The sequence below is a fragment of the Variovorax sp. NFACC27 genome, assembly GCF_048301545.1.
Classification (GTDB): Bacteria; Pseudomonadota; Gammaproteobacteria; order Burkholderiales; family Burkholderiaceae_C; genus Variovorax; species Variovorax gossypii.
Window position 1 is genome coordinate 5,478,118 of the sequence record NZ_CP157613.1, and the last position, 21,649, is coordinate 5,499,766.

A 21,649-nucleotide genomic window follows, 5' to 3' on the forward strand; every position below is an offset into this window, starting at 1 on the left:
CCGGCCTTTCTCAGACGCGTTCGTAGAGCGTCACCACGCAGGCTCCACCCAGCCCGAGGTTGTGCTGCAGCGCGAGCCGCGCGCCCTCCACCTGCCGCTTGTCGGCCGTGCCGCGAAGCTGCTGGACCAGCTCCGTGCACTGGGCCAGCCCTGTGGCACCGAGCGGATGCCCCTTCGACAGCAGACCACCCGACGGATTGGTGACGACCTTGCCGCCGTAGGTGTTGTCGCCGTCCACCACGAACTTCTCCGCACCGCCCACCGGGCACAGGCCCAGCGCCTCGTAGCTGATGAGCTCGTTGTGCGCGAAGCAGTCGTGCAGCTCGACCACGTCCACGTCCTGCGGGCCGACGCCGGCCGCGTCGTACACCTTCTGCGCGGCCTCCTGCGCCATGCTGAAGCCGACCACCTCGCGCATGTCGCGGCTCTCGAAGGTGATGGGACGGTCGGTGGTCATGGCCTGCGCCTTGATGCGCACGCTGCGATCGAGCCCGTGACGCTCGGCGAAGCGCGGCGAGCACACGATGGCCGCCGCCGCGCCGCAGGTGGGCGGGCAGGCCATCAGCCGCGTCATCACGCCGGGCCACATGACCGGCGCGGCCATCACTTCCTCTTCGGTGACGACGGTCCGGAAGAGCGCCACCGGGTTGTTCGACGCATGGCGGCTGGCCTTGGCGCGGATCTTCGCGAAGGTCGACATCTGCGTGCCGTACTGCTGCATGTGCGCCAACCCGGCGCCGCCGAAGTAGCGCAGCGCGAGCGGCACCTGCTCGTTGCCGACCAGCTCGTCGGTGATGTTCTCGAAGTGGTCGAAGGGGCTGGGCCGGTCGTTGAACACCGCGCCGAGCGCGCCGGGGCTCATGTGCTCGAAGCCCAGCGCCAGCACGCAGTCGGCCGCGCCGCTGGCCACGGCCTGGCGCGCGAGGAAGAGCGCGGTCGAGCCGGTGGAGCAGTTGTTGTTGACGTTGACGACCGGAATGCCGGTCATGCCCACCTCGTACAACGCGCGCTGGCCGGCGGTGGAGTCGCCGTACACGTAGCCTACGTAGGCTTGCTGCACCAGCTCGTAGCCGATGCCGGCGTCCTTCAGCGCCGCGTTGGTGGCGTGCGCGGCCATCTGCGGATAGGGCTGGTTCGCGCCCGGCTTGGTGAACGGGATCATGCCGACCCCGACCACGTGAACGTCTTGACTCATGAAAGGCTCCTTGGAGGTTCGAAAGAAGAATTGAAAGGGCTCAGGCCACGCTTCGCTGCCGGCCCTGCCAGAAGGGCTCGCGCAGCCTGGTCTTCAGCACCTTGCCGGCGCCCGAGAGCGGCAGCGCATCGACGATGGCCACGCTGCGCGGGCACTTGTAGCCCGCGATCAGCGTCTTGCAATGGGCGATCAGCGCCTCGGCCTGCACGCCCTGCCCCGGCTTGAGCACCAGCACGGCATGCACCGCCTCGCCCCACTCGTCGCTCGGGATGCCGATGACCGCGCATGCGGCCACCGCGGGATGCTGGTTGATGGCGTTCTCTACCTCGGCCGAATAGACGTTTTCGCCGCCGCTGATGATCATGTCCTTCATGCGGTCGACCACGAAGATGAAGCCGTCGTCGTCCATGTAGGCGCCGTCGCCGGTGTGCATCCAGCCGTCTCGCAGCGCGGCGGCCGTCTGCTCGGGCTTGTTCCAGTAGCCCTGCATCACGTTGGGGCCGCGCACTGCCACCTCGCCGACGGTGCCGCGCGGCACTTCGTTGTCGTCCGCGTCGACCACGCGCACTTCCATGCACACGGCGGCGCGTCCGGCCGAGCGCAGCTTGCCGCGCTTGCGGCCCTCCGTCGTGTGCAGTTCGGCGGGCAGGAGCGTGGCAATGGGCGACAGCTCCGTCATGCCGTAGGCCTGCACGAAGCCCACGCCTGGGAAAGCCTCCATCGCGCGGTTGAGCACCGCCTCGGAAATCGGCGAGGCGCCGTAGGTGATGTTCTTCAGGGTGCTCAGGTCGCGCGGCTCCCGCATCGCGGGGTGATCCACCAGCATCTGGATCATGGTGGGCACCAGCAGCAGGCTGGTCACTCGGTCGCGCTGGATCGCGTCGAGCACGCCCTCGGGCGTGAACATCGGAATGATGGTGTGGGTGTTGCCCGTGAACCAGTGCGGCGTGGCCAGGCCCATGTCGGCCAGGTGGAACATCGGCGCGGCATGCAGGTAGCAACCATCGGCAGGCGCCAGCCCTTCGGCCTGCGCCGCGAGCGCCGAGCTGCAGATGTTGGTGTGGCTCAGCATCACGCCCTTGGGGAAGCCGGTGGTGCCGCCGGTGTAGAAGATCCCGGCCAGGTCCTCGCCTCGGCGCACGGCGTCGGGCACCGGAGCCGCGGCGTCGATCAGGCCTTCGTAGCTGTGCATGCCGGCGGGCACCGGGCCGTCGCCGCAGTAGACGACTTCGCGCAGGCTCTTCGACTGGCCTCGCATCTGCTCGACCACCGCGCGGAAGGTTTCGTCGACCAGCAGGATGCCTGAGCCGGAGTCTTCCAGCGAATACAGGATCTCGGCGGCCGACCAGCGGATGTTGCAGGGGTTGAGCACGCCGCCGCCCCAGGGCACGGCCATCTGGTACTCCAGATAGCGGTCGGAGTTGAGCGACAGCATGGCGACGCGGTCGCCCGCCTGCATGCCCAGCCGCTGCAGCGCGCCGGCCAGGCGCGCCACGCGTTCGGCGAAGTCGCGGAAAGTCCGGACGCGGCCGGCAAAGCGCACGGCAATGGCATCGGGACGCTGCTGCACGGCCCGGTGAAGGCCCTGGGTCAGGTACATGGGTTTGTCTCCGTCTCGTTCTTGTGCAGACGCATGGTAGAAATCCAGCCGCCGCCCGGCGATTGCACTTCGCTTCGATCGCATGGCAGAAAAGGTCAATCGACAGAGACATGCTGCAGCCGCCCGTCACCATCCCGATCGCCTTCGTCCTCGGCATGCTGTCGGGCATCCGCGCCCGGCCCGGCGAGGCGCTGGTCGACGTCGACAAGGCGCTGGAAGACGCGGGCATCGCCCCGGCGCTGCTCGACGAAGCCGGCGCCCGCGTCACGGCCGAGCAGTACGTGGCCCTCTTCGCGCTGCTGATGGAACGCATGGACGACGAGGCACTGGGCTTCCTCACGCGACGCCTGCGCTGCGGCAGCTTCGCGCTGATGACACGCTCCACGCTGGGCGCGCGCACCTTCGAGGTGGCGTTGCGCCGCGTGGCCCGCACGTTCAGCCTGCTGCAGGACGATCTCTCGTTGGTGCTGCTGCGCGAAGGCCCTCTCGCCGGCTTCGGGCTGCAGCTGAACATCCAGCCCGAGAAGCACCAGAACTTCCTGCACGAGCTGATGCTGCGGGTGTACTGGCGGCTGTTCGCCTGGCTGCACGGCGGCCGGCTGCTGGCCCGGCGCTTCGACTTCGGCTTCGAGCCGCCGCCCTATGCCGACGGCTACGCCAAGGTGTTCCCGGGCCCGCTGCAGTTCGGGCAGCCGCTGTCGGCCGTGTGGTTCGATGCCAGCGCGCTCGACACGCCGGTGCACCGCGACGCGCAGGAGATGAGCACCTTCCTCGCGGCCTCGCCCGCCAACGTGATCCTGCCCCGGCTGGCCGAGCAGGCAGTGAGCGCCCGGGTGCGCGCGGTGCTGCAGCAGCACCGCCCGGCATGGGCCGACCTCGCGACCACGGCGGGCGTGCTGCACATGTCGGTCAGCACGCTCCAGCGGCACCTGGCGACCGAGGGCACCTCGTTCCAGGCACTGAAGGACCAGCTGCGGCGCGACCTCGCCATCGTGCGGCTCAACACCAGCACCGTGCCGCTCGCGGCGCTGGCCGAGGAACTGGGCTTCGCGGACAGCGCGGCTTTCCAGCGGGCCTTCAAGGCCTGGACCGGCGGCGCGCCGGGCTCGTACCGGCGACGCCAGCAGCCGGATTGAGTTTTCAGGACTTTCCGGAATTACAGCCATCCGCGCGACAATCCGGCGCATGGCTAACTCTTCCGATCTCCCGCCCCTCAACCGCCAGTTCGTCGCCCATTTCGGGGAGATGGGCAGCAAGTGGGGCATCAACCGCACGGTCGGCCAGATCTACGCGCTGATCTTCCTTTCGGAGCGCGCCCTCAACGCCGACGAGATCGCCGAGCTGCTCGAGTTTTCGCGCTCCAACGTCAGCATGGGCCTGAAGGAACTGCAGGCCTGGCGGCTGGTGCACCTGCGGCACCACCCGGGCGACCGGCGCGAATACTTCGAGGCGCCTTCCGACGTATGGGAAATCTTCCGCGTGCTGGCCGAAGAGCGCCGCCGCCGCGAGATCGAACCCACGCTCTCGATGCTGCGCAACGCCCTGCTCGAATCGCCCACGAGCGACGCCGAGCGCCACGCGCAGGAACGCATGCGCGAGATGCACGACCTGATCGACCGGCTGATGAAATGGTTCGACGACGTGCAGCGGCTCGCGCCCGAGACCGCCATGAAGCTCATGGGCATGGGCGCGACCGTGACGAAGGTGCTGACGCTCAAGGACCGCATCACGGGCGGCACGGCGTCGAAGAAGAAGGCGGCCGAGTAGGGTCGGCAGCCCTCTTCCGAGCGGCTACAGCCGCTCCTGCCCCGATGACGGCTCGGGCGTCCCGAGCTTGGCCTTGCGGACGGCCTCGTCGTCCATGAGCTCGTACCACATGGCGTTGAGCACGGCGAATGCGGCCGCCAGCGGCAGGCCGAGGATCCAGGCGAAGTACCACATCTTTCATTCCTCCTTGTTTGTCAGTAGGCGTGGCCGCTCTCGTCGCGGATGGCCTGCTCGTCGACCTTGCCCCACAGCACCTTGTAGACCCAGCTCGTGTAGGCCACGATCAGCGGGATGAAGACGGCCGTGACCACCAGCATGATGAACAGCGTGAGATGGCTCGATGACGAGTCCCACACCGTGAGGCTGGCGCGCGGATCGATGGACGACGGCAGGATGAACGGGAACATCGAGGCGCCCACGCTGAGGATGATTCCGGCGATGCCGAGTGCAGCCGTCAGCAGCGCGAACACCGGGCGGCGCAGCGCTAGCCCGAGCAGCGCACCGAGCGCGCCGACGAAGCCGGCCGCCGGAGCCGCCAGCGTCCATGGGTGCGTCGCGTAGTTGGCGGTCCACGCGCCGGCGTGCAGCTCCACCGTCTTCAGCATCGGGTTCGATGGCCCCGTCGCATCGATCACGCTGCTGATGCGGAACCCGCCGATGCTCGTTGCAAGCAGCACGCCGGCCAGCGCATAGAGCGCCACGGTGAGCACGGCGGCGACCATGCCGTAGGTGCGCGCACGCTCGGCCACCGGTCCGGCGGTCTTCAGCAGCAGCCATGCGGCGCCGTGCATCACCAGCATCGCCACCGACACCAGCCCGCACAGGATGGCGAACGGATTCAGCAGGCCGAAGAAGCTGCCGTCGTAGAAGATGTGCATGTCGGGGTTGAAGCGGAACGGCACGCCCTGCAGCACGTTGCCCACCGCCACGCCGCAGATCAGCGCGGGCACGAAGCCGCTGAAGAACAGCACCCAGTCCCAGCGCGCACGCCATTGCGGCGACTCGCGCTTGCTGCGGAACTTGAAGGCCACGGGCCGCAGGATCAGCGCCGTAAGAATCACGAACATCGCCAGGTAGAAGCCCGAGAACGACACGGCGTAGAGCTGTGGCCAGGCCGCGAAGATCGCGCCGCCGCCCAGGATCAGCCAGACCTGGTTGCCCTCCCACACCGGGCCGACGCTGTTGATGACGACGCGGCGCTCCACGTCGTTGCGCGCGGCGAACGGCAGCAGCATGCCGCTGCCCAGGTCGAAGCCGTCGGTCACGGCGAAGCCCACCAGCAGCACGCCGATCAGCAGCCACCAGATGAAGCGCAGGGTGTCGTAGTCGAGAAGTGTGTGGAGGATCATGCTGCGCTCCCGGTAGAAGACGATGGAATGGCCGCGCCCGCGTGGGCCGGCGGAACGTGCGAGAGCGTGTCGCCCTCGTCGGGCGCGTGCTCGGCCTGGGGCCCCTTGCGGATGGCCTTGAGCATCAGCTTCATCTCGATGACCAGCAGCACGGTGTAGATCGCGATGAAGCCCGCGAGCGTGAGCAGCAGCGTCTTCACACCGAGGTTGGACACGGCCACCGCGGTCGGCAGCACGCCTTCGATCACCCACGGCTGGCGGCCGAACTCCGCCACCAGCCACCCCGATTCGATGGCGATCCACGGCAGCGGGATAGCGAACACGGCGAGCTTCAGCAGCCAGCGGTGGCTGTCGAGCTTGCGACGCGCGGAGAGCACGAAGAAGGTGCCGGTCAGGAGGATCAGCAGCACGCCGATGCCCACCATCACGCGGAACAGCCAGAAGAGCGGTGCCACCTGCGGCACGGTGTCCCACGCGGCCTTGGCGATCTGCTCGTCGGTGGCCTTGCGCGGATCGTCCACGTAGCGCTTGAGCAGCAGCGCGTAGCCCATGTTGATGCCGTTGTCCTCGAAGTCGCCGCGCACGCCCTGCGTCACCTTGTCGGGGCCGCCGGCCTCGCGGATCTTCTGCAGCGCGTCGTAGGCCTTCAGGCCTTCGCGGATGCGGGCCTCGGCGCGCTTCACGAGTTCGTCGATGCCCGGCATCACGGTGTTGAGCGAGCGCGTGCCGATCAGGCCCATCACTGCCGGTATGTGGATGGCGTAGTGCGTCTCGCGCGCCTCTTGGTCGGGGAAGCCGACGACGGTGAAGGCGGCGGGCGCGGGTTGCGTCTCCCACATGGCTTCGATGGCGGCGAGCTTCATCTTCTGGTGTTCGCCGGAGAGATAGCCGCTCTCGTCGCCGAGCACTGCCACCGAGAGCGCGGCGGCCAGGCCGAACGAAGCCGCGACCGTCATCGAGCGCTTGGCGAGTTCGAGGTGACGGCCCTTGAGCACGTACCACGCCGACACGCCGAGCACAAACACCGCGGCGCACACGTAGCCCGCCGACACGGTGTGCACGAACTTGGCTTGCGCCACGGGGTTGGTCAGCACCGCGGCGAAGTCGGTCACTTCCATGCGCATGGTCTGCGGATTGAAGGCCGCGCCCACGGGGTTCTGCATCCAGCCGTTGGCGATGAGGATCCACAGCGCCGAGAAGTTGGAGCCGATGGCCACCGCCCAGGTGGAGATCAGGTGGCCCACCTTGGAGAGCTTGTCCCAGCCGAAGAAGAACAGCCCGACGAAGGTGGCTTCCATGAAGAAGGCCATCAGCCCCTCGATGGCCAGCGGTGCGCCGAAGATGTCGCCGACGTAGTGGCTGTAGTAGCTCCAGTTCATGCCGAACTGGAACTCCATCACGATGCCGGTGGCGACGCCCATCGCGAAGTTGATGCCGAAGAGCACGCCCCAGAATTTCGTCATGTCGCGCCAGATCACGCGGCCGGTCATGACGTAGACCGTCTCCATGATGGCGATGATGATCGAGAGTCCGAGCGTCAACGGCACGAACAGGAAGTGATACAGCGCCGTGACGGCGAACTGCAGGCGCGATAACGCGACGATGTCTAAGTCCATGATGGGTTCTTCCTTTTCCTTGTGTTCCCTGTTTGCTGGCTTTCCTGGTTCAGTCGGGTCGCAGGCCGCGCAGCGCGGCGTCGAAGGCATCGCTGCCGCGCCGCAGGTCGGCGACGATGCGGCCTTCGCGCATGCACACGAGGCGGTCGGCGAGCGCGGCTTCGCGCCGCAGATGGGTGGCGATCAGCAGCGTGCGCGATCCGGCGTGTCGGGCGAGGCGATGCAGCACGTCGTGCGCGACGGCGGCGTCGAGGGCCTCGGTGGGTTCGTCCAGCAGCCAGAGCGGCACGGGGCGCAGCAGCAGGCGGGCCAGCGCGAGGCGGCGCGACTGGCCTCCCGAAAGGCCGAGACCGCCTTCGCCGAGCCGGGTGTCGAGGCCTGAGGCGAGCGTGCTCACGTCGTCTTCGAGCCCCGCGGCGTGCAGCGCGGCGCGCAGTTGCTCGTCGGTCGCGTCGGGGGCGGCAAGGCGAAGGTTGTCGCGCAGGCTGTCCTGGAAGAGTTCGGTGCGCTGGGTGAGCAGGCAGGCGGGCTGCGAGCGCACCGTGCCGGAGCGCGGCGTGATCTCGCCGGCAATGGCGGCAAGCAGCGTCGACTTGCCCGCGCCGCTCGCGCCGATCAGCGCAACGCGCTCGCCTTCGTTCAGGGTCAGCGACAGATCGCGCAGGACTGGCGTGCGGCTGCCGTCGTGGATCACGGTGATGCCGTCGAGTTGCAGCGCGGTTGCTGCATCGGATGCATCCGTCGCCTCGGCGTGCCCGTCGGCAGTCGGCGTCAGGCGCGGAGCGAGGCGCCGTACCGCCAGCCATGTGCGCCCCGCGTCGAGCGCGCCGCGGCGCAGGGCCGCGAAGGGCTCCGTCGCGGTGAGCGCCACCAGCAGCGCCAGCGCTGCCGCCGGAGCACCGATGACGCCCTCGCCCGCCAGCCAGCCGACGACCAGCAGCACGCCGACGAGGGTCAGGGTGCCCGCGCTGCCGTAGGCGAAGCCGGCAGCGGCTTCGAGCTTGTTCAGCGCGAGATCGGCCTTGGCGAGATGCATGTCGGCGTTCATCAGCGCCTCGCGCTGTGCGTCGATTCGGCCGGCCATCACCAGATCGGTCTGGCCCGCGACCAGATCGACCGCGCGTGCCCGCAGCGCTTCGATGGCATGCGCGCGCCGTACCGCGGGCCGGCGTGCGCGCCGCGCGACGACGAATGCGATACCCCAGCCGGCGATCACGAGCCAGAGCATCAGCACGAGGCCCATGCCCACGTGCATGAAGCCGAGCACCGTGCCGGCAAGCAATGCCGCGCCCAGTGCAGCGGCGGCCGGCACGAGCAGGCGGAGGTAGAGCGACTCCAGCGCGTCGATGTCGGAAGTCAGGCGGAACAGCAGGCGCGCCGGGCGCTTCAGCAGCGCGCGCGCGGCCTCGGCCTTCGCCCAGCCTCGGAACAGGCGCACGCGCAGCGCGGCGAGCACGGAGAAGGTCGCGTCGTGAGTCACCAGCCGCTCGCCGTAGCGCGAAGCCGTGCGGCCGAGCGCGAGCAGGCGGATGCCGGCGGACGGCATGAACACGTCGAAGGTGAAGGCCGTGGCGGCATGCAGGCCGGCCAGCGCGGTCGCCGTGATGAACCAGCCGGAGAGGCCCAGCAGCGCCATTCCCGCCAGCACCGTGATGGCGGCGAGCAGGCCGCCCAGCAGCAGCGGGCGCGGTTGCTCGGCGAGGAATGGGCGCAGGACGAGGCGCAGGTCGCGCCAGTTCGTGGCGGCGCGTGGAGTTCGTGTCCTGCTCATGCGGCCTTCTCCATCGCGTCGGTGCGACCGAGGCTCACGGTGCGGTCCATGCGCGACGCGAGGACGGGATCGTGCGTCGCGACGATGAGGGTCTTGCCATGTGCGAGCTTCACGAGCGCGTCTGCGACCCGCTCGGCGGTTTCGGTGTCGAGGTGAGCTGTGGGTTCGTCCACCAGCAACAGATCGGCCTGCGGATGCACCGCGATGCGCGCGAGCGCGAGGCGCACGGCTTCTCCGCCGGACAGCCCGCCTCCCCCTTCGCCTAGCGACGTGGAAGGATGTGCCTGGGCCACGGCCTCGAGCGATGCGAAGTGCACTGCCTCATTGACCTGCGGGGTGTTCACGCCCGCGCGTCCCAATGCCACGTTGGATTCGACCGAGCCCGCGAAGACATGCGGCGCCTGCCCCATCCATCCCATGCGCTGGCGCAGCGCCGCCACCGTGTGTTCGGTGAGCGCCACGCCGCCGATGGAGATCTCGCCGCGCGTCGCGGGCACCAGGCCCGCGAGCAGGGACAGCAAGGCGGTCTTGCCGCTGCCGCTCGGACCCATCAGCGCGATGTGCTCACCGGGGGCGATGCGAAGCTCATCGCCGTCGAACACTTCATGCTGCTCGCCGGGCCAGGAGAAATGAAGGTTGTGAATGGCGACTGCCGGCGGATCGCCGCAGACGCCCGTCGCGGCCCGCGTCAACGAGGCGCCTGCGCCGGGCAGGGGCAATTCGTTGCGCTGCAGGTGCTCGAGCGCTTCCAGCGCGGCTTCGCCAGCGGCCCGGTCGTGCCAGACCGCGGACAGCTCGCGCAGCGGCTCGAAGAAAGCCGGTGCCAGCAGCAGCACGAACAGGCCCTCGCCCAGGCTCAGCGTGCGCCCCCAGGCACCGAAGCCGATCGAGCCCAGCAGGTGGAAGCCGACGTAGACGGCGACCAGCGCCACGCCGAGTGCCGAGAAGAGCTCCAGCACGGCGGAAGAGAGAAACGCGATGCGCAGCACGGCCATCGTCCTGCGGCGCAGGGACTGGGCCGCGTCGCCCAGGCGGCGCGCGGTGATCTCCACCGCGCCGAGCGCGCGCAGCGTCGCCAGTCCGCGAAGCCGGTCGAGCAGGAAGGCGTTCATACCGCCGAGCTCCACCATCTGTGCTTCGCTTGCTGCCCTGGCGCGCCAGCCGACGATGGCCATGAAGAGCGGAATGAGCGGCGCGGCCACCAGCAGCACCAGCGCGGCCACCCACGAGAAGGCTGCCACCGCGCAGAGAATGAAGATGGGCACCACCGTCGCACGCCAGCGCGCCGGCTGATAGCGCACGAGGTACGGGACCAGCGCCTCGGCCTGTTCGGCGAGCACGCTGGCGGCAAGCCCGGAGGGCGCGCGGCCGCGGTCGAGCGGAGAGCCGCCGGCCAGCGCCGCTGCCGTTTGCGCACGCAACGCGGTGAGCTGCGCCCGGGCGCGAGCGAAGGTGCGCCGAGCTCCCCAGGCCTCGCAACCCGCCCGCAGCAGACCGAGCAACAGGATCGCGCCGGCAGACCAGATCACGACCTCGAAACCACGGCCCGAGGCCAATCTCTGCACCGCCATCGCCAGCAACGCCGCCTGCGGCAGCCAGACCAGCGCGGCGGCGCCCTGCACCACCCCGCCGACGTCAGGCGACGCGAAAGCCCGCAGCGGCGATCGGGATGGCGAGTGCTTGGTCATTCCTTAGTTTCGTGAATTTTCAGTATTTACTGAAATTTCCACAATCATAGCGGAGATGGGAGCAACTGACGAGCCCGCAGACTGCACGCTGCGGCGCTCGAACGCAACCGATTCAGGAAGATTTGGGCGGTGCGCCTGCGCCGGCGCGCCCGTCCCTTAATGAGAAACGACTATTCCGCTGACCAGCAGCGCGGCGAACAGCGTGAACACCGCGCGCCAGGAGGCCGGGCGCGCTTCCACCCAGCGATAGAGCAGCGCCGCCGCGACCACCGAAAGGCCGAAGGTCGCGACGAGGCCGCATGCATCGAACCACGACCCGTGCGGCCCTGCATTCGCGACCGCCGCATTCATGGCCAGCAGCACCGGGAAGTGAATCAGGAACAGCGAGTACGACATGCGCCCCAGCCGAACAAGCGGCATGGCCACCGCGGGCCAATGCTTCGGCGACAGCCAGTTCCGCCGTTGCGCGACGGCGATCAGCAGCGCCGTGACCAGCGCCGTGGCGATGCGGCTGCGCCAGTCGATGGCCAGCACGCCCGCCCCCACCAGCGCCACCAGCGCGATCGCGCTCTGCCACGTGCTGGGCCGGGTCGCACGTCCGATCCAGAACACCAGCATGCCCAGGCCGTAAGTGCCGAAGAAGTAGAAGGCGGTGTCGTCCAGCCCGGCATTGCGATTGAAGAGCGCGAGCGAAGTCACCGCCAGCCCCGACACCAGCGCCACCGGCAGCCAGCGCGCCCCGGCTCCCTGAGGCGCCGAACCGCCGGCGCGCTGCAGCATCGAAGGCAACCCCACCAGCAGCAACGCCAGCGCGAACAGCTGGAAGTCGATGGCCACGTACCAGACGCCCGTGGAAAGCGACTCGTAGCCCAGCAGGTCCTGCAGCAGCAAGCCGTGGGCGACCAGTTGACCGAAGGTCGGCGACGCCGGCACCACCTCTTCGTCGAGCCACGGCCGCACCACCGCCGCGACCAGCACGCACACCGTGAGCGCGGCGAGGTACGGCATGATCAGCCGCCCGTAGCGTTGCAGGATGCGCGCCACCGGCCGCTCCACGCGCAGCGTGCCGTCGGGCGCAAGGCTGGCGGCCGCCAGGAAACCGGCGATCACCAGGAACACCTGCACCGCCAGCCGGCCTTCATCGGCCAACCAGGCGAAGAAATCGGGCGCGAGCGCATACGCGCCGGCCGGCATCGGGCCGTAGCGCGAGAGATGGTGTCCTACGATCACCGCGCAGGCGATGCCCTTCGCCGCATCGAGCAGCGGCATCCGTCCCGCGGATGATGATGACGGCGGCGCGCCTGCAGCGGGCGCGGCGCCGTTGGTCAAGGCAGTCAAAGCGCGAGCCGCTGCCTTGCCTCCTGGTATTCGCGCTTGAGCTTCTCGATGAAGGCGCCGGCGGTGGCCACTTCGGTCACGGCACCGATGCCCTGGCCCGAGCCCCAGATGTCCTTCCAGGCCTTGGCCTTGCTGCCTTCGCCGCCGCCGAAGTTCATGGTCTTCACGTCGCCTTCGGGCAGGTTGTTCGGGTCCATGCCGGCCTTGACGATGCTGGGTGCCAGGTAGTTGCCGTGCACGCCGGTGAAGAGGCTCGAATAGACGATGTCGTCGGAGGTGCCGTCGACGATGGCCTGCTTGTAGTCGTCGCTCGCGCGCGCTTCCTCGGTCGCGATGAAGGCGGTGCCGATGTAGGCGAAGTCGGCGCCCATGGCCTGCGCAGCAAGCACCGCGCCGCCGGTGGCGATGGAACCCGACAGCGCGATCGGGCCGTCGAACCACTGGCGGATTTCCTGCACCAGCGCGAACGGGCTCTTCGTGCCCGCATGGCCGCCGGCACCGGCCGCCACGGCGATGATGCCGTCGGCGCCCTTCTCGATCGCCTTCTGCGCGAACTTGTTGTTGATGATGTCGTGCAGCGTCACACCGCCGTAGCTGTGCACCGCGTCGTTCACGTCGGTGCGCGCGCCCAGCGAAGTGATGACGATCGGCACCTTGTACTTCACGACCATCTCCATGTCGTGCTCGAGCCGGTCATTGCTCTTGTGCACGATCTGGTTGATGGCAAACGGTGCTGCGGGCTTGTCGGGGTTGGCCTTGTTGTAGGCCGCGAGTTCCTCGGTGATCTCGGCGAGCCAGTCCTCGAGCTGCGCGGCGGGGCGCGCGTTGAGCGCCGGCATCGAGCCGACCACGCCCGCCTTGCATTGCGCAATCACGAGCTTGGGGTTGCTGATGATGAACAGCGGCGAGCCGATGATCGGCAGCGGCAGGTTCGCGAGGACGGGGGGCAGCTTGGACATGTCGTCTCCGGGAATGAATTCGGTCTTGTAAGAGTAAGAGAGAGAGGCCGCCATCGCCCGTCAGATGGGCGACAGCGGCGCTGCTTCAGCAGGCGGTCAGAACGCCTCGAGCGCCAGCGCGGTCACGCTCTCCGCGCCGTCGACGATGCTGTCGCGGATGCCCGGCACCTTGTTGAGGATGTGCTCGGCATAGAAGCGCGCGGTGGCGATCTTGGCCAGCATGAAGTCGGTGTCGAAGCTGCGCGAGGCGAGGTCCTGCGCAATGATCAGCGAGCGCGCCAGCTGCCAGCCGGCAACGAGATTGCCTGCGAGCATCAGGTAGGGCACGCTGCCCGCGAACACGGCGTTGGGGGAGGCCTTGGTCTGGCCAGCCACGAAATCAACCACTTCGACGAAGGCGACGCGTGCGGCCTTCAGGCGCTTGAGCACCGCGGCTGCGGCGGGGTTGTCGCTCTTGGCCAGCTCGGCCTCGGTCTTCTCGATCTGCGCGGCGATCGCCTTCGCGGTCTGTCCACCGTCGCGCGCTGTCTTGCGGCCCACGAGATCGTTGGCCTGGATGGCGGTGGTGCCTTCGTAGATCGTCAGGATCTTCGCATCGCGGTAGTACTGCGCCGCGCCGGTTTCCTCGATGAAGCCCATGCCGCCGTGCACCTGCACGCCGAGCGAAGCCACTTCCAGGCTCATCTCGGTGCTGTAGCCCTTCACCAGCGGCACCATGAACTCGTAGAAGGCCTGGTTCTGCTTGCGTGCGTCCGAGTCGGGATGATGGTGCGCCGCGTCGTAGGCGGCCGCGGCCACGCTGGACATGGCGCGGCAGCCCTCGGTGTAGGCGCGCATCGTCATCAGCATGCGCTTGACATCGGGGTGATGAATGATCGGCGCGCTGGTGTTGATGGAGCCATCCACCGGGCGGCTCTGCACGCGCTCTTTCGCGTAGGCCACAGCGTGCTGGTAGGCACGTTCGGCGATCGCGATGCCCTGCATGCCCACGGCGTAGCGGGCCGAGTTCATCATGATGAACATGTACTCGAGGCCGCGGTTCTCCTGGCCCACGAGATAGCCGATGGCACCGCCATGGTCGCCGTACTGCAGCACGGCCGTCGGCGAGGCCTTGATGCCCATCTTGTGCTCGATGCTCACGCAGTGCACGTCGTTGCGCTCGCCGAGAGAGCCGTCCTTGTTCACGAGGAACTTCGGCACGACGAACAGGCTGATGCCCTTCACCCCTTCCGGCGCACCGGCCACGCGGGCCAGCACGAGGTGCACGATGTTCTCGGCCATGTCGTGCTCGCCGTAGGTGATGAAGATCTTGGTGCCGAACACCTTGTAGGTGCCGTCGGGCTGCGGCTCGGCGCGGCTGCGCACCATGGCGAGGTCGCTGCCGGCCTGCGGCTCGGTGAGGTTCATCGTGCCGGTCCACTGGCCGCTCACGAGCTTCTCGAGATAGGTGGCCTTGAGCTCGTCGGAGCCGGCCGTGAGCAGCGCCTCGATGGCGCCGTCGCTCAGCAGCGGGCACAGCGCGAAGCTCATGTTGGCCGAGTTGAGCATTTCGCCGCAGGCCGCGCCGATGGTCTTGGGCAGGCCCTGGCCGCCGAAGTCCGCCGGATGCTGCAGCCCCTGCCACCCGCCCGCCACGTACTGCGCGAAGGCTTCCTTGAAGCCCGGCGTGGTGGTGACGGCGCCGTCCTTGAGCGACGAGGGATTGCGATCGCCCGGCACGTTCAGCGGCGCGACCACGTCCTGATTGAAGCGCGCGCACTCTTCGAGCACGGCCTGTGCGGTTTCCAGGCCGGCGTCCTCGAAGCCCGGCAGCTTCGCGATCTCGCCGATGTTGGCCAGGTGTTCGATGTCGAACAGCATGTCCTTGATGGGGGCGGTGTAGCTCATGTCATGTCTCCAGATACAGCGGATACGAAAAGGGCATCGCGAACGATGCCCTCTGGCTCAGTGCAGCGATGCGATCAGAGCGCCTTCACCAGTTCCGGCACGGCCGTGAACAGGTCGGCCACGAGGCCGTAGTCGGCCACCGAGAAGATCGGGGCCTCTTCGTCCTTGTTGATCGCCACGATCACCTTGGAGTCCTTCATGCCGGCCAAGTGCTGGATGGCGCCCGAGATGCCTGCGGCGATGTACAGCTGGGGGGCGACGATCTTGCCCGTCTGGCCGACTTGCCAGTCGTTCGGGGCGTAGCCCGCGTCGACTGCTGCGCGGCTGGCGCCGAGGCCTGCGTTGAGCTTGTCGGCCAGAGGTGCCATCACTTCGGTGAACTTCTCGGCGCTGCCCAGGGCACGGCCGCCGGAGACGATGATCTTGGCTGCGGTCAACTCAGGACGCTCGCTCTTCGTGACTTCACGGCCCACGAAGCTGCTCTTGCCACTGTCGGCGACGCCTGCAGCGTTTTCCACTGCTGCGCTGCCACCCGTGGCTGCTGCTGCGTCGAAACCGGTTGTACGAACGGTGATCACCTTGGTCGCGTCGCTGCTCTGCACGGTCGCAATCGCGTTGCCCGCGTAGATCGGACGCTCGAAGGTGTCGGCGCTCACCACGGCCGTGATGTCGCTGATCTGAGCCACATCGAGCTTGGCGGCCACGCGCGGGGCGACGTTCTTGCCGTTGGCAGTCGAGGGGAACAGGATGTGGCTGTAGTTGCCGGCAATGGCCAGAACTTGAGCTGCGACGTTCTCCGCGAGGTTCTCAGCGAGGCTCGGGCTGTCGGCTGCGATGACCTTGGAGACACCGGTGATCTGGGCGGCCGCCTTGGCTGCTTCGGCCGCATTGGCGCCGGCCACCAGCACGTGGACGTCGCCGCCGCAGGCCAGCGCCGCAGTCACGGTGTTGAGGGTGGCCGGCTTGATGCTGGCGTGGTCGTGTTCTGCAATGACGAGTGCGGTCATGTTCGTTTTCTTCCTCAGATCACTTTGGCTTCGTTCTTCAGCTTGTCCACCAGGGTGGCGACGTCAGGCACCTTGATGCCGGCACCGCGCTTCGGAGGTTCGGCGACCTTGAGCGTCTTCAGGCGCGGCTTTACGTCCACGCCCAGGTCCTCGGGCTTGACCGTGTCCAGCTGCTTCTTCTTGGCCTTCATGATGTTCGGCAGCGTCACGTAGCGCGGCTCGTTCAGGCGCAGGTCGGTGGTGATGACCGCGGGCAGCGTGAGTGCAACGGTCTCCAGACCGCCGTCGACTTCACGGGTCACCGTGGCCTTGTCGCCAGCGACTTCGACCTTCGAGGCGAAGGTGGCCTGGGGCAGGTCGGCCAGCGCAGCCAGCATCTGGCCGGTCTGGTTGGCGTCGTCGTCGATGGCCTGCTTGCCCAGGATGACCAGCTGGGGCTGTTCCTTGTCGACCAGCGCCTTCAGCAGCTTGGCCACGGCCAGGGGCTGCAGTTCTTCGGAGGTTTCCACCAGGATGCCGCGGTCGGCGCCGATGGCCATGGCGGTGCGCAGGGTTTCCTGGCTCTTGGCATCGCCGCAGGAGACGGCGATCACTTCGGTGACCACGCCCTTTTCCTTCAGCCGCACCGCTTCTTCAACGGCGATCTCGTCGAAGGGGTTCATGCTCATCTTGACGTTGGCAATGTCCACTCCGGTGCCGTCGCTCTTCACGCGCACCTTCACGTTGTAATCGACGACCCGTTTGACAGGCACAAGAACCTTCATTGACTTGACTCCATTGGATTGCAAAAAGGGGGGCTTCGAGGGCAAACCGGTCATTCTAGGGCGCGACCTTTGCCGCCTCTCCATTCTTCCCGCCGGCGCTGGCGCCAGAAAAAAGAACGATCGTGCTTTTTCGTGATTATAAAGCAGCGCCGGAGGCCTGAGCCTTTCGACCGACAAAGATATTTGTCACGCTGCCGGTGCCGAAGCCTCCGCGCCATCCGGCTGCATGGATTGCACGGAAATCGATAGCCACGCCCGCTCGCGGTGCACGCGAGGCCGGCGATGGCGCCATCTGCAGCCAATTTCCGGGTTTTCGCCGATATCTGGGCTGGCACGCTCCATGCAAGATGCATTCTGTCGACAGATGACAGTCGATCTTCGGAGATCAAATGGAAACAGCAGAACGAAGCATCCCGGACTTGCGCGGCAGCGCCCGCCCTCCCATGACGCCCGCGGAGCGCCAGATCCGGCAGGACCTGGCCGCCGCCTACCGGCTCGTCGCCCTCTACGGAATGGACGACAGCATCTACACCCACATCTCCGCCCGCGTGCCCGGCACCACGGACCAGTTCCTGATCAACCCCTTCGGCATGCTGTTTCGCGACATCACGGCGTCCTCGCTCGTGAAGATCGACCTGGACGGCAACGTCATCGAACCGTCCGACCACGACGTGAACCCGGCCGGCTTCACGATCCACAGCGCCGTGCACGCCGCCCGCCACGACGCCGTCTGCGTCCTGCACACCCATACCGTCGCCGGCGTGGCCGTGTCCTCGCTGGCCGGCGGGCTGCAGCCCTGCAACCAGTGGGCGCTGCAGTTCCACAACCGCGTGACCTATCACGAGTTCGAGGGGATCGCGCTCAACCACGAGGAGCGCGAGCGCCTGGTCGCCGACCTCGGCCCGACCTCCCGCGCGCTGATCCTGCGCAACCACGGCCTGATCACGCTGGGCCGCAGCGTGGCCGAGGCCTTCATCCTCATGCACAACCTGGAGCGCGCCTGCCGCGTGCAGGTCGCCATCCAGGGTTCCGGCCAGCCCGTGCATCCGGTGCCCGAAGAGGTCTGCGAGCTGACCGCGCGCCAGTACGAGAGCGGCGACACGAACCGCCTGGCCTCGGCGCCCACCGACCCCTACGCCCGCGAGTGGCGCGCGCTGCTGCAGCGCCTGGCCCCGCCCACGCCGGCCTCCTTCCGCGACTGAGATTCACCCGTTCTTCACTGCCCTCCCCACTTTGAAAGGTCCGCTTCGATGAAACGCCGCAACCTGATCCAAGCCGGCTCCGCCGCCCTCGGCCTGTCCATCGCGGGGGTGCCCCTGCACAGCCTGGCGCAGGCCAGGAAGGGTGTCGTCAACGTGCTGGTCCAGCCCGAGCCGCCCGGCCTGATGATGGGCATCGTGCAGAACGGCCCCACGCAGCTGATCGCCGGCAACATCTACGAAGGCCTGCTGCGCTACAACGAAAAGCTCGAGCCCCAGCCGCAGCTCGCCACCTCCTGGACCGTGAGCGCGGACAGCAAGACCTACGTCTTCAAGCTCAAGCCCAACGTCAAGTGGCACGACGGCAAGCCCTTCACGGCCGACGACGTGGTGTTCTCGTGCGACGTGTTCCTGCGCAAGACGCACGCGCGCTTCCGCGCCAGCCTGGCGCAGGTGGAGTCGATCAAGGCGCTGGATCCGCTCACCGTCGAGTTCAAACTCAAGCAGCCCTTCGGCCCCTTCATGGGCATCTTCGAGAACGGCACCATGCCGATGGTGCCCAGGCACATCTACGAAGGCACCGACTTCGCGACCAACCCCGCCAACGCCACGCCTATCGGCACGGGCCCGCTCAAGTTCAAGGAATGGGTCAAGGGCTCCTACATCCACCTGGTGGCCAACGAGAACTACCACCAGCCGGGCGCCGTCGGCGTGGAGAGCGTGTATTTCCACGTGATTCCCGACGCGGCCGCGCGCGCCGCCGCGTTCGAATCGGGCAAGGTCGACATCGCTCCGGGCGGCACCGTGGAGTACTTCGACGTGGGCCGCCTGGCCAAGCTGCCGGGCGCGGCCGTGACCACCAAGGGCTGGGAGTTCTTCGCGCCGCACAGCTGGCTGTGGATGAACAACCGCACGGCGCCCATGAACAACGTCAAGTTCCGCCAGGCCGTGTGGACCGCCATCGACCGCGAGGCCATGGCCAAGGTCGCCTGGTACGGCTACGCCAAGCCGGCCACCGGCCCCTTCAACAGCCACATCGCGTACGCCAGCGACGACGTGACCAAGTACCCGCGCGACACCGCCAAGGCCAAGAAGCTGCTGGCCGAGTCCGGCTACAAGGGCGAAACCATCCGCCTGCTGCCGCTGCCCTACGGCGAATCGTGGCAGCGCCAGGCCGAGATCGTGCGGCAGAACCTCACGCAGGCCGGCATCAAGGTCGAGATGGTCGCCACCGACGTGGCCGGCTGGAACCAGCGCAACAGCGAATGGGACTTCGACCTGGCCTTCACCTACGTCTACCAGTACGGCGATCCGGCGCTCGGCGTGGGTCGCAACTACACCAGCGACAACATCGCCAAGGGCTCGCCGTTCAACAACGTGGCGGGCTACGTGAACCCCAAGGTCGACGAGCTGTTCGCCGCCGGCGCGCGCGAGAGCGATCCGGCCAAGCGCCGCGCCATCTACCTTGAAGTGCAGAAGCTGCTGGTCGACGAAGTGCCCGTGGCCTGGCTGCACGAGATCAACTTCCCGACGCTGTACCGCACCAAGATCCAGAACGTGGTGTCCTCCGGCATCGGCCTGAACGACAGCCTGGGCCGCGTCAAGCTGGCCTGACCTCCCTCCCCCGCATGCGGTGGCCCGGCGGGCCGGGCAGCCGCATGCCCGAATCGAGCTTGCCATGAAACGACTGCAGTTCATGTCCGTGCGATTGCTGCAGGGCCTGCTGGCCCTGCTGGTGATCGCCACCGTCAACTTCCTGCTGGTTCGCGCGGCGCCGGGCGACCCGGTCTCCGTCATGGCCGGCGAGGCCGGCGCATCCGATGCGCAGTTCGTGGCCCAGCTGCGCCAGCAGTTCGGCCTCGACCAGCCGCTGCCCGTGCAGCTCGGCAACTACCTGGGCCATGTGGTCAAGCTCGACCTGGGCTTCTCGTACCGCCAGCAACAGCCCGTGGTCGACCTGATCCTGGAGCGCCTGCCGGCCACGCTGCTGCTGACGGGCACGGCCTTCGGGCTCTCGCTGCTGTTCGGCATCGTGCTCGGCGCGCTGGCCAGCCGCAACGCCGGCAAGTGGCAGGACAGCCTCATCACCGTGGTCGCGCTGGTGTTCTATGCCACGCCGCTCTACTGGCTGGCCATGATGGCCGTGCTGGTGTTCACGGTGCAGCTCGACCTGCTGCCCGCCTTCGGCTTCTTCACCGTGGGCGCGGACCTCAAGGGCATCGACAAGGCGCTGGACATCGCGAAGCACCTGATCCTGCCGTCGCTCACGCTGGCGCTGTTCTACATGGCGGTCTATGCGCGCATGACACGCGCCTCGATGCTGGAGGTCGCGCAGATGGACTTCGTGAAGACCGCGCGCGCCAAGGGCGTGGCGCCCGGCCGCATCCAGCGCAAGCACATCCTGCGCAACGCGCTGCTGCCGGTGGTCACGCTGGCCGGCATCCAGGCTGGCGGCATGATCGGCGGCGCCGTGCTGACCGAGACGGTGTTCGCCTGGCCCGGCATCGGCCGGCTCATGTTCGACGCCCTGCTGCAGCGCGACTACAACCTGCTGCTCGGCTGCTTCCTGTTCACCGCGGCCATGGCCGTGCTGTTCAACCTCATCACCGATTTCGTCTACACGCTCGTCGATCCCCGCATCGAGCTGAGCTGAGGAGAGCCGTTCATGAAAAGCAAATTCTGGCGGCGCTTCAGCCGCAACAAGGGCGCGGTCTTCGGCCTGATCGTGCTGATGCTGGTGGCGCTGGTCACCGCGCTGGGCCCCTTCGTCGCGCAGAACAACCCATGGGACATGGTCGGCACGCCCTTCGCGGCCCCCATGGCGGAACAGGGACTGCTGCTGGGCACCGACACCATGGGCCGCGACATCCTGTCGGGCATCGTCACCGGCGCGCGCGTCTCGCTGCTGATCGGCGTGGTCTCCACCGTGGTCTCGCTGCTGATCGGCGTGTCCATCGGCGCCGTCTCGGGCTACTTCGGCGGCTGGATCGACGCCACGCTGATGCGCTTCACCGAGCTGTTCCAGGCCATCCCGAGCTTCGCGCTGGCCATCGTGCTGGTGGCCATCTTCCAGCCCTCGGTGCAGTCCATCGTCACGGCCATCGCGATCGTCTCGTGGCCGCCCGTGGCGCGGCTGGTGCGCAGCGAGTTCCTCACGCTGCGCCAGCGCGACTTCGTGGCTGCAGCACAGCTGGCGGGCCAGTCGACGCCGCGCATCATCCTGACGCAGATCCTGCCCAACGCCGCCTCGCCCATCGTGGTGATGGCCTCACTGATGGTGGCCACGGCCATCCTGCTCGAGTCCAGCCTGAGCTTCCTGGGCCTGGGCGACCCGAACCAGATGAGTTGGGGCTACATGGTCGGCTCGGCGCGCACGGTGCTGCGCCAGGCATGGTGGATGGCGGTGTTCCCGGGCGTGGCCATCCTGCTCACGGTGCTCGCGCTGAACCTGGTCGGCGAAGGCCTGAACGACGGCCTCAACGCACGCGCCGACGGGAGGGGCAAATGAA

Annotated in this window: 18 protein-coding genes; 6 read left to right on the forward strand and 12 right to left on the reverse strand. The window is 67.8% G+C overall.

All coding sequences use genetic code 11. From position 1 onward, the window contains the following. Positions 1–10 precede the first annotated feature (10 nt). The gene (locus tag ABL840_RS25665; RefSeq protein ID WP_093201302.1) at positions 11–1,195 is read right to left on the reverse strand and encodes a lipid-transfer protein; all 1,185 of its coding nucleotides are present in this window, start codon (positions 1,193–1,195) and stop codon (positions 11–13) included. Between the two features lie 40 nt (positions 1,196–1,235). Beyond that, positions 1,236–2,795, reverse strand: a complete 1,560-nt coding sequence (locus ABL840_RS25670; RefSeq protein ID WP_093306742.1) for a long-chain-fatty-acid--CoA ligase — start codon at positions 2,793–2,795, stop codon at positions 1,236–1,238. A 110-nt stretch (positions 2,796–2,905) separates the two neighbouring features. On the opposite strand from ABL840_RS25670, the gene ABL840_RS25675 reads away from it, so the two are divergent. Together ABL840_RS25675 and ABL840_RS25680 are read left to right on the forward strand one after the other, a co-directional pair. Further along, positions 2,906–3,931, forward strand: a complete 1,026-nt coding sequence (locus tag ABL840_RS25675; protein ID WP_093306743.1) for an AraC family transcriptional regulator — start codon at positions 2,906–2,908, stop codon at positions 3,929–3,931. A gap of 49 nt (positions 3,932–3,980) precedes the next feature. After that, a complete protein-coding gene (locus tag ABL840_RS25680) occupies positions 3,981–4,562 on the forward strand; it encodes a GbsR/MarR family transcriptional regulator (RefSeq protein ID WP_093201309.1) in 582 nt (193 codons plus the stop codon). Positions 4,563–4,586: 24 nt separating this feature from the next. Here the strand turns inward: ABL840_RS25680 and cydX are convergent, their stop codons facing one another. The 10 genes from cydX to ABL840_RS25730 all read right to left on the reverse strand — a co-directional run bounded on the left by cydX (position 4,587) and on the right by ABL840_RS25730 (position 16,941). Then, entirely contained in the window at positions 4,587–4,736 is a 150-nt protein-coding gene (cydX, locus tag ABL840_RS25685) for a cytochrome bd-I oxidase subunit CydX (RefSeq protein WP_093201312.1), read from the reverse strand. 20 nt (positions 4,737–4,756) lie between these two features. Then, a complete protein-coding gene (gene cydB, locus ABL840_RS25690) occupies positions 4,757–5,911 on the reverse strand; it encodes a cytochrome d ubiquinol oxidase subunit II (RefSeq protein WP_093306744.1) in 1,155 nt (384 codons plus the stop codon). Beyond that, positions 5,908–7,527 (reverse strand): cytochrome ubiquinol oxidase subunit I, encoded by a 1,620-nt coding sequence (locus tag ABL840_RS25695; RefSeq protein WP_093306745.1) that lies wholly within the window; start codon positions 7,525–7,527, stop codon positions 5,908–5,910. Before ABL840_RS25695 ends, cydB begins: the two co-directional genes overlap by 4 nt. Before the next feature lie 49 nt (positions 7,528–7,576). Then, positions 7,577–9,298 (reverse strand): thiol reductant ABC exporter subunit CydC, encoded by a 1,722-nt coding sequence (gene cydC, locus ABL840_RS25700; RefSeq protein ID WP_093306746.1) that lies wholly within the window; start codon positions 9,296–9,298, stop codon positions 7,577–7,579. Next, positions 9,295–10,986: a thiol reductant ABC exporter subunit CydD gene (gene cydD, locus ABL840_RS25705; protein WP_093306747.1), complete on the reverse strand. Its 1,692-nt coding sequence runs from the start codon at positions 10,984–10,986 to the stop codon at positions 9,295–9,297. The genes cydC and cydD overlap by 4 nt, the downstream gene beginning before the upstream one ends. A 156-nt stretch (positions 10,987–11,142) precedes the next feature. After that, a complete protein-coding gene (locus ABL840_RS25710) occupies positions 11,143–12,255 on the reverse strand; it encodes an acyltransferase family protein (RefSeq protein ID WP_093306748.1) in 1,113 nt (370 codons plus the stop codon). Between the two features lie 65 nt (positions 12,256–12,320). Beyond that, positions 12,321–13,283 carry an NAD(P)H-dependent flavin oxidoreductase gene (locus ABL840_RS25715; RefSeq protein ID WP_093201327.1) on the reverse strand — a complete coding sequence of 321 codons (963 nt, stop codon included), beginning with the start codon at positions 13,281–13,283 and terminating at the stop codon, positions 12,321–12,323. A gap of 96 nt (positions 13,284–13,379) precedes the next feature. After that, positions 13,380–15,170, reverse strand: a complete 1,791-nt coding sequence (locus tag ABL840_RS25720; protein WP_418116010.1) for an acyl-CoA dehydrogenase — start codon at positions 15,168–15,170, stop codon at positions 13,380–13,382. A 74-nt stretch (positions 15,171–15,244) separates the two neighbouring features. Next, positions 15,245–16,177 (reverse strand): electron transfer flavoprotein subunit alpha/FixB family protein, encoded by a 933-nt coding sequence (locus ABL840_RS25725; RefSeq protein ID WP_093304118.1) that lies wholly within the window; start codon positions 16,175–16,177, stop codon positions 15,245–15,247. 14 nt (positions 16,178–16,191) lie between these two features. Then, positions 16,192–16,941: an electron transfer flavoprotein subunit beta/FixA family protein gene (locus ABL840_RS25730; RefSeq protein ID WP_093299553.1), complete on the reverse strand. Its 750-nt coding sequence runs from the start codon at positions 16,939–16,941 to the stop codon at positions 16,192–16,194. 443 nt (positions 16,942–17,384) lie between these two features. On the opposite strand from ABL840_RS25730, the gene ABL840_RS25735 reads away from it, so the two are divergent. The 4 genes from ABL840_RS25735 to ABL840_RS25750 all read left to right on the forward strand — a co-directional run bounded on the left by ABL840_RS25735 (position 17,385) and on the right by ABL840_RS25750 (position 21,648). Then, a complete protein-coding gene (locus ABL840_RS25735; RefSeq protein WP_093304113.1) occupies positions 17,385–18,143 on the forward strand; it encodes a class II aldolase/adducin family protein in 759 nt (252 codons plus the stop codon). A gap of 48 nt (positions 18,144–18,191) precedes the next feature. Then, on the forward strand, positions 18,192–19,754 hold the full coding sequence (locus ABL840_RS25740) for an ABC transporter substrate-binding protein (protein WP_093304110.1): 1,563 nt from the start codon (positions 18,192–18,194) through the stop codon (positions 19,752–19,754). Between the two features lie 64 nt (positions 19,755–19,818). After that, positions 19,819–20,793 (forward strand): ABC transporter permease, encoded by a 975-nt coding sequence (locus ABL840_RS25745; RefSeq protein ID WP_093304108.1) that lies wholly within the window; start codon positions 19,819–19,821, stop codon positions 20,791–20,793. 12 nt (positions 20,794–20,805) lie between these two features. After that, a complete protein-coding gene (locus ABL840_RS25750; protein ID WP_019656076.1) occupies positions 20,806–21,648 on the forward strand; it encodes an ABC transporter permease in 843 nt (280 codons plus the stop codon). The last annotated feature ends 1 nt before the right edge of the window (position 21,649 follow it).

What these genes read in the sequence shown, in the direction of transcription:
- ABL840_RS25665 (WP_093201302.1), bottom strand. Translation starts at nt 1,195, where the DNA reads ATGAGTCAAGACGTTCACGTGGTCGGGGTCGGCATGATCCCGTTCACC.
- ABL840_RS25670 (WP_093306742.1), bottom strand. Translation starts at nt 2,795, where the DNA reads ATGTACCTGACCCAGGGCCTTCACCGGGCCGTGCAGCAGCGTCCCGAT.
- ABL840_RS25675 (WP_093306743.1), top strand. Translation starts at nt 2,906, where the DNA reads ATGCTGCAGCCGCCCGTCACCATCCCGATCGCCTTCGTCCTCGGCATG.
- ABL840_RS25680 (WP_093201309.1), top strand. Translation starts at nt 3,981, where the DNA reads ATGGCTAACTCTTCCGATCTCCCGCCCCTCAACCGCCAGTTCGTCGCC.
- cydX (WP_093201312.1), bottom strand. Translation starts at nt 4,736, where the DNA reads ATGTGGTACTTCGCCTGGATCCTCGGCCTGCCGCTGGCGGCCGCATTC.
- cydB (WP_093306744.1), bottom strand. Translation starts at nt 5,911, where the DNA reads ATGATCCTCCACACACTTCTCGACTACGACACCCTGCGCTTCATCTGG.
- ABL840_RS25695 (WP_093306745.1), bottom strand. Translation starts at nt 7,527, where the DNA reads ATGGACTTAGACATCGTCGCGTTATCGCGCCTGCAGTTCGCCGTCACG.
- cydC (WP_093306746.1), bottom strand. Translation starts at nt 9,298, where the DNA reads ATGAGCAGGACACGAACTCCACGCGCCGCCACGAACTGGCGCGACCTG.
- cydD (WP_093306747.1), bottom strand. Translation starts at nt 10,986, where the DNA reads ATGACCAAGCACTCGCCATCCCGATCGCCGCTGCGGGCTTTCGCGTCG.
- ABL840_RS25710 (WP_093306748.1), bottom strand. Translation starts at nt 12,255, where the DNA reads ATGCCGCTGCTCGATGCGGCGAAGGGCATCGCCTGCGCGGTGATCGTA.
- ABL840_RS25715 (WP_093201327.1), bottom strand. Translation starts at nt 13,283, where the DNA reads ATGTCCAAGCTGCCCCCCGTCCTCGCGAACCTGCCGCTGCCGATCATC.
- ABL840_RS25720 (WP_418116010.1), bottom strand. Translation starts at nt 15,170, where the DNA reads ATGAGCTACACCGCCCCCATCAAGGACATGCTGTTCGACATCGAACAC.
- ABL840_RS25725 (WP_093304118.1), bottom strand. Translation starts at nt 16,177, where the DNA reads ATGACCGCACTCGTCATTGCAGAACACGACCACGCCAGCATCAAGCCG.
- ABL840_RS25730 (WP_093299553.1), bottom strand. Translation starts at nt 16,941, where the DNA reads ATGAAGGTTCTTGTGCCTGTCAAACGGGTCGTCGATTACAACGTGAAG.
- ABL840_RS25735 (WP_093304113.1), top strand. Translation starts at nt 17,385, where the DNA reads ATGACGCCCGCGGAGCGCCAGATCCGGCAGGACCTGGCCGCCGCCTAC.
- ABL840_RS25740 (WP_093304110.1), top strand. Translation starts at nt 18,192, where the DNA reads ATGAAACGCCGCAACCTGATCCAAGCCGGCTCCGCCGCCCTCGGCCTG.
- ABL840_RS25745 (WP_093304108.1), top strand. Translation starts at nt 19,819, where the DNA reads ATGAAACGACTGCAGTTCATGTCCGTGCGATTGCTGCAGGGCCTGCTG.
- ABL840_RS25750 (WP_019656076.1), top strand. Translation starts at nt 20,806, where the DNA reads ATGAAAAGCAAATTCTGGCGGCGCTTCAGCCGCAACAAGGGCGCGGTC.